6 protein-coding genes are annotated in these 6,441 nt (G+C 32.9%); 5 read left to right on the top strand and 1 reads right to left on the bottom strand.

The window, feature by feature from the left end; all coding sequences use genetic code 11:
• The first annotated feature begins 304 nt into the window (after positions 1 to 304).
• Positions 305 to 820 (top strand): GNAT family N-acetyltransferase, encoded by a 516-nt coding sequence (locus ACNQGG_RS16480; protein WP_417965815.1) that lies wholly within the window; start codon positions 305 to 307, stop codon positions 818 to 820.
• 119 nt (positions 821 to 939) lie between these two features.
• Here ACNQGG_RS16480 and ACNQGG_RS16475 read toward each other — a convergent pair whose 3' ends face one another.
• Positions 940 to 1,497 (bottom strand): DUF4494 domain-containing protein, encoded by a 558-nt coding sequence (locus tag ACNQGG_RS16475; RefSeq protein ID WP_417965813.1) that lies wholly within the window; start codon positions 1,495 to 1,497, stop codon positions 940 to 942.
• 262 nt (positions 1,498 to 1,759) lie between these two features.
• Here ACNQGG_RS16475 and ACNQGG_RS16470 point away from each other — a divergent pair, with 262 nt between their 5' ends.
• From ACNQGG_RS16470 to ACNQGG_RS16455, 4 genes are read left to right on the top strand one after another with little or no spacing between them, the layout of a single operon-like run.
• Positions 1,760 to 2,392, top strand: a complete 633-nt coding sequence (locus tag ACNQGG_RS16470; protein ID WP_417965811.1) for a TetR/AcrR family transcriptional regulator — start codon at positions 1,760 to 1,762, stop codon at positions 2,390 to 2,392.
• Positions 2,382 to 3,704: a TolC family protein gene (locus ACNQGG_RS16465; protein WP_417965809.1), complete on the top strand. Its 1,323-nt coding sequence runs from the start codon at positions 2,382 to 2,384 to the stop codon at positions 3,702 to 3,704. The genes ACNQGG_RS16470 and ACNQGG_RS16465 overlap by 11 nt, the downstream gene beginning before the upstream one ends.
• 11 nt (positions 3,705 to 3,715) lie before the next feature.
• Positions 3,716 to 4,795 (top strand): HlyD family secretion protein, encoded by a 1,080-nt coding sequence (locus ACNQGG_RS16460; RefSeq protein WP_417965807.1) that lies wholly within the window; start codon positions 3,716 to 3,718, stop codon positions 4,793 to 4,795.
• A gap of 1 nt (position 4,796) precedes the next feature.
• Positions 4,797 to 6,383 (top strand): MDR family MFS transporter, encoded by a 1,587-nt coding sequence (locus tag ACNQGG_RS16455; RefSeq protein WP_417965805.1) that lies wholly within the window; start codon positions 4,797 to 4,799, stop codon positions 6,381 to 6,383.
• Positions 6,384 to 6,441 lie beyond the last annotated feature (58 nt).

Below are 6,441 nucleotides of genomic sequence, written 5' to 3'. Positions count from 1 at the left end.
ACAACAAACACTTCGGAAAGCAAGGGACATTTGCGCAGCATACACAACAAACACTTCTGCTCTACAACATGTTCTTAAAAAAAAGTATTCAAAAGTCAGAGACTTTTATGACGCTACTAATTTAAACAGATGCTGAAAATTACGCAAAGTCAGAGACATTTGCGCAGCATAAACAACAAACACTTCTGCTCAGCAAACTGTTCTTCTAAAAATAAATACATCCTATAATTTGAATTCGCAAAATTTAAAGTTTGTTTTGTACTTTTAAAGCACACGAATTAAGTAAAAAACTTAAATTACAATAATGAATTATCACTTTAGAAAAGCGGAACTATCTGAAATAGCTTCAATATGGGGAATTTTACAACAAGCTATCCTACGCAGAAAAGAAGAAGGCAGTACCCAATGGCAAGACGGTTATCCAAATCCAGAAGTTGTACAAAAAGATATTGAAAAAGGGGAAGGATTTGTTTTGGTTGAAGGAGAAACTATCATCGGTTATAGTGCGATACTAATCAATGACGAACCTGCCTATGAGAAAATTGAAGGAAACTGGCTAACAAATGATGATTTTGTAGTACTGCACCGCGTAGCCATTTCTGAAAAATATTTAGGTAAAGGCTTTGCTAAAATGATTCTTAAACACATAGAAGATTTTTCGCTAAGCAATAATATATACAGCATAAAAGCAGATACCAATTTTGACAATATAGCCATGATGAAAATTTTTAAAAATTCAGGTTATACGTATTGTGGCGAAGTATTTTTCAGAGGAAGCTCTAGAAAAGCATATGAAAAAGTCTTAGCCAAACAGCACTAATTGAAATTATGGAAAACTTAGGGTTAAATTAAAAAACCGCAAATTCGCAGATAAAAATAGTTAGCCACTATTTCTATAATTTACAAATTTGCGGTAATTTTTTTTGAAAACAACTTATCTTAAACTGCAGCTTCTTCTTCAGGAGCCGTTTCAAATTCCATATGATCCACAATTTCTGTGGCTGCTTCCGGTTTAGAACCTTTAAGCGTATTGAATCTTTCTAATTGTTCTGTTTCCCCTTCTTCCCCGCTGAAATAAGGGAAAACATCCATAATAGGAGATTCAGATACAACTGGAATAGTATAATCGCCCATCGTGCCTTTCATCACACTGATGGTGTTATCATAAGCTTCCCTTACATCATTAGCTTGCACTAATAAATACATATTCGTCTTGCGTTCTTTACCGCTTTCTTCGTCATACGCCAATAATGACACTTTAGATCTAAACCAACGATCTGCATTTTCAAAAGGATGAATTTCAGCATAATTGGCTACTTTTATATTCGTGATTTTAAATTCTTCACTTATATACGCCGACATCTCTTCATTAATTCTGGATTCCGCTTCTGTGTAAGATAACGCATCTACCAAATAAGGTTCTGTCGTAATCTTTTGTCCACCAGTTTCATCTGTTTTTCTATATTTTACTTTGCATTCATACCAAATTGTGCTCATCTCTTTTTTTTTTAAGGATGTCAAAGATAGATTTTAGAGGTAAAAAAAATCATCATTCCTAAAATAGATATTCACAATTTTGAGAGGAGAGCAATATTGATTTATTTTAACTTTTTTTAGGTCCATATTTCACTAAAATTTCTTTTTAGACCCATTTTTAACATAATAAAATCAATTTTATTATGTTAAAATTATGTTAAAATAAAATTAAACAAGTGTTTAAATTAAACACTTGTTTAATTTTGTGCAATAATTAAAATGTATGGGATCAAATACTGATTTTAACGAGAAACAAATCAAAATTCTTCAGGTAGCGGAAATACTATTTGCTGAAAAAGGTTTTGATGGTACATCAATAAGAAACATCTCAAAAGAAGCAAAAATAAATATCGCGATGGTTTCCTATTATTTTGGATCTAAAGAGCGTTTGCTGGAATCCCTAATTATATATAGAACTTCCGACTTAAAAACCCAATTAGACACATTACTGCAAGAAAACCTCGAACCCATTGAAAAAATTAATAAGTTAATCGAGCTCTATATCAATAGAATCAATTGCAATAAAGGAATTTATAGAATTTTACATTTTGAATTTGCAACTAATAAACGAGATTTGAATTTTCAGTCTTTTACAGAATTAAAAAAAGGAAATCTAAAATCCCTTGAAGCAATAATCGTAGAAGGTCAAACGAAAGGCGTTTTTAGAAAAGACATTATCATTCCCCTTATAACTCCAACAATTCTTGGTACTTTTTTTCATTTTCACATGAATAAACCCTTCTTCGAAAATTTACTAAATTTGAAAACCGAAGAATTATATAATAACTATATAAAAACCAATTTGACAAAGCACATCCAACAAACTATAAAAGCCCTTCTGATATATGAAAGTTAGTCAATTAATGCTCTTTGGGATTTTCTTTATCGGAATTTCATCCATAGCTCAAGAAAAAACGAGTTTAACGCTCGATGAAGCCATTCATTTGGCTTGGACAAAAAGCAATGAAGTTAGTTTAGCCAATACCAAAGTGGCAACTAAAAAACACGAATTGCAATCAATAAAAAACAATCAATATCCTGATTTAAAAGTTTCAGGGCAATATCAAAGATTGGCAAAAGCTTCGGTAAATTTAAAAATAAACAAAAGCAGTAATGCGGAACCGATGCCAGTTGTAGATCAATTGATGATTGGTCAAGTTAATGCGAGCGTACCCGTTTTTGCAGGTTTTAAAATCCAAAACAGCATTACCGTTTATGATAATTTGTATCAGGCAGAATCAGCAACGGCTTCCCAAACAAAGGAAGAAATTGCAATGAAAGTGATTAATAACTACGCTAATTTGTATAAAGCACAAAAAACAATAGAGTTATTAAAAGAAAATCAAAAAAGTGCACAACAACGCGCCACAGACTTTGGTGAACTAGAAAAAAATGGTGTTATTCCAAGAAACGATTTACTGAAATCACAATTACAGGTTTCGAAAATTCAATTGTCAATTGACGAAGAAAATAACAACTTGAATATTGTAAATTTCTATTTAGTTACTTTGTTAAAATTACCAGTTGAAACCAAATTAGAAATTAGAGAAAGTGATTTTGCTAATTTTCAAATGGATAATGTTCCAACTAATGAAGAGCCGGCATTACAAAATCGTAAAGATTTAGAAGCTATTCGGTTTCAAGGAAAAGCAAGCAAGGCTAACATCAAAATGGCAAAAAGCGGGTATTATCCAGCCATTTCCCTTATTGGTGGTTATACTGCATTAGACTTAAAAAATGTGATTACGGTTCAAAATGCAATGAATTTTGGAGTGGGTATTTCTTATGACTTAAGTTCCATACTTAAAAATGGAACTATGGTAAAACTAGCCGAAAGTAAATCATTAGAAGTACAAAATTCAGAAGCAATACTTACTGATTATATCAAAATTCAAGTCCAAAAAGCAATTGAAGACTATAATTTAGCCTTAAAACAAAATGTGGTTTATGGACAAGCTGTAGAACAATCAGCAGAAAATTATAGAATTATAAAAGACAAGTACGACAACGGACTTTCTGACACCAATGATTTACTGGAAGCAGATGTAGAGCAACTGGGTTCAAAAATTAATAAAGCATTGGCAAAAGCAAATATAATTCAGAAATACTACGAATTACTTTCTGTTACCGGACAGTTATCACAATCATTCAATCTTTCAAAAATATAATCAGCAATCACATGGAAAAGAAAAAAACAAATACAAAATTTATTATTATCCTAGTGGCTTTGATCGTATTAGGCGTAACTTATGGAACTTATAAATACATGCACTCGTTATCTCATGAAGAAACTGACGATGCACAGATTGAAAAAAACATGAATCCAATAATTCCTAAAGTTTCAGGATATGTGGACAAAGTATATATAACGGACAATGATTTTGTAAAGAAAGGCGATACGCTTTTTACTATTGACAAAAGAGATTATCAATTAAAAATTGATGAAGCAAATGCTGCATTATTAGCTGCTGAAGGAAATTTTGAAGTTTCAAAAGCAGATATCGGTAGCGCTTTGGCGAATATTTCTGTTTCAGATGCTAATGTACAATCCGCTAGTGGAAATATCGAAACTGCAAAAATTAGACTAGGCAGAATCACCAGTGATTACAATCGTTATGACAATTTATATAAAAATCATTCGATTACAAAACAACAATATGAGCAAGCATTAGCTGCCAAGCAAGAAGCGGAAAGTCAAATCCGTATTTTACAACAACAAGAAAAAGCAAGTTCGTATCAAAAATCAGTTATTGTAGCTAAATCAAAAGTTTCTGATAAACAAACTGAAGTTGCTGCTGCGAATATCAAAAGAGCAAAAGCAATGCTGGACGCTGCAAATCTAAATTTGTCGTACACAGTAATAACTGCAGCTATAGATGGTCAGGTTTCAAAAATTGATATCCAACCGGGACAATTGGTTCAACCAGGACAATCCTTGTTTTACATCATCAACAATTCTAATGCTTGGGTAATTGCTAATTTCAAAGAGACGCAATTGAACAAAATGATTATTGGACAAAAAGTAACTATCAAAGTAGATGCTTATCCTGATTATGATTTCGAAGGTTCTGTAACTTCATTTTCTCCTGCAACCGGTTCTCGTTTTTCTATCTTGCCTCCGGATAATGCCACTGGGAACTTTGTAAAAACCATTCAAAGATTACCTGTAAAAATAAGCCTGAATGCATCTAATGATGTTGAAAAAATAAAATTATTACGACCGGGAATGAATGTTGATGTTGACGTACATTTAAACTAAAATGGCACAAGTAAAAGAAGAAGATGATTTAGTAGAATACGGTTACAGACGAGTTCTAATTACGATTACAGCGGTACTTTGTGCATTGCTGGAAATCGTAGATACTACTATTGTCAATGTAGCTTTAACGAACATGAGGGGGAGTCTGGGTGCCACATTAAATGATGTTGCCTGGGTTATTACTGCTTATGCTATTGCAAATGTTATTGTAATTCCAATGACGAGTTGGCTTTCGCAACAATTTGGAAGACGAAATTACTTTGTGGTTTCCATCATTATTTTTACTGTTTCTTCCTTTTTATGTGGTAATGCTAATAATATATGGGAACTTATCGCTTTTAGATTTATTCAAGGTCTGGGCGGTGGTGCCTTATTAGTTACCGCTCAAACTATCATAACCGAGAGTTATCCAGTTGCAAAACGCGGTATGGCCCAGGCTATTTATGGAATGGGTGTAATTGTGGGGCCTACTTTAGGTCCGCCATTAGGAGGTTACCTTGTTGATAATTTCTCGTGGCCTTATATTTTCTATATCAATATTCCTCTTGGAATCATTGCTACTATTTTGGCACTGAGTTTTGTAAGAAGCCCTAAATTCGGTGAAAAATTAAAAGCCAAACAGGTCGATTGGTTAGGAATTTTTCTTTTGACAGCTTTCGTTGGTTCATTGCAATTTGTTCTAGAGCATGGTCAACAAGACGATTGGTTCAACAATAAAGTAATTACATTTTTAAGTGTTGTATCCGTTTTTGGTTTAATATTGTTTATTTGGAGAGAATTGACGTATAAACATCCTATTGTAAATTTAAGTGTTTTAAAAGACGGAAATCTACGAATTGGAACCTTAATGTGTTTTATACTCGGATTTGGGCTTTATGGTTCTACTTTAATTATCCCCATTTATACACAATCCATTTTAGGATGGACCGCTACTGATGCTGGTTTATTACTTATTCCAGGTTCCATCACGACCGCTATTATGATGCCTATTATTGGTAAATTAATTCAACGAGGCGTTCCTCAAGGGTATATGGTAGGTATAGGTTTTTTAATATTCTTTTTCTTTACGCTGATGATGCACAATAGTATGACACCCAATACTGGAGTGGAACATCTTTATTGGGGATTGATTTTAAGAGGAATCGGATTGGGATTACTTTTTGTACCTATAACGACACTTTCTCTTTCCACATTAAAAGGGAAAAATATTGGTGAAGGAGCAGCTTTTACAGGAATGATGCGACAACTGGGAGGTTCCTTCGGAATTGCCATTATCACTACTTTCATCACTAGATTCAGTCAGGAACATCGGGTAAATTTGGTTTCTCATTTAGACGGAAGCAGATTAGTAGTCCAACAACGAGTAATGATGTTGCAAAAGGGTTTTATGTCCAAAGGATTTACTAGTAATGAATCTTTGAAAAAAGCCTATCAGGTGATTGATTATTCAGTCATGAAGCAAAGTACTGTTCTTTCTTATATGGATATTTTTCTTTACCTCGGCGTTATGTTTTTATGCTGTATTCCAATAATCTTTTTGATTAAAAAAGGGAAGAACAAAATCAATCCTGCAGATGCCATGCATTAAATTTTTGATTGCAGATTAACGATTTTAGATTTCGTGTTAATAAATACGAAATATCTAC

The sequence above is a fragment of the Flavobacterium esculini genome (assembly GCF_048284325.1).
In the GTDB taxonomy this organism is placed as follows: Bacteria; Bacteroidota; Bacteroidia; order Flavobacteriales; family Flavobacteriaceae; genus Flavobacterium.
Note: the sequence above shows the minus strand (reverse complement) of the source record. Positions and strands in the feature narration are given on the sequence as shown.

Bases quoted from the DNA above. Each gene is read 5' to 3' on its own strand.
- ACNQGG_RS16480 (WP_417965815.1), top strand. From the start codon at position 305: ATGAATTATCACTTTAGAAAAGCGGAACTATCTGAAATAGCTTCAATA.
- ACNQGG_RS16475 (WP_417965813.1), bottom strand. From the start codon at position 1,497: ATGAGCACAATTTGGTATGAATGCAAAGTAAAATATAGAAAAACAGAT.
- ACNQGG_RS16470 (WP_417965811.1), top strand. From the start codon at position 1,760: ATGGGATCAAATACTGATTTTAACGAGAAACAAATCAAAATTCTTCAG.
- ACNQGG_RS16465 (WP_417965809.1), top strand. From the start codon at position 2,382: ATGAAAGTTAGTCAATTAATGCTCTTTGGGATTTTCTTTATCGGAATT.
- ACNQGG_RS16460 (WP_417965807.1), top strand. From the start codon at position 3,716: ATGGAAAAGAAAAAAACAAATACAAAATTTATTATTATCCTAGTGGCT.
- ACNQGG_RS16455 (WP_417965805.1), top strand. From the start codon at position 4,797: ATGGCACAAGTAAAAGAAGAAGATGATTTAGTAGAATACGGTTACAGA.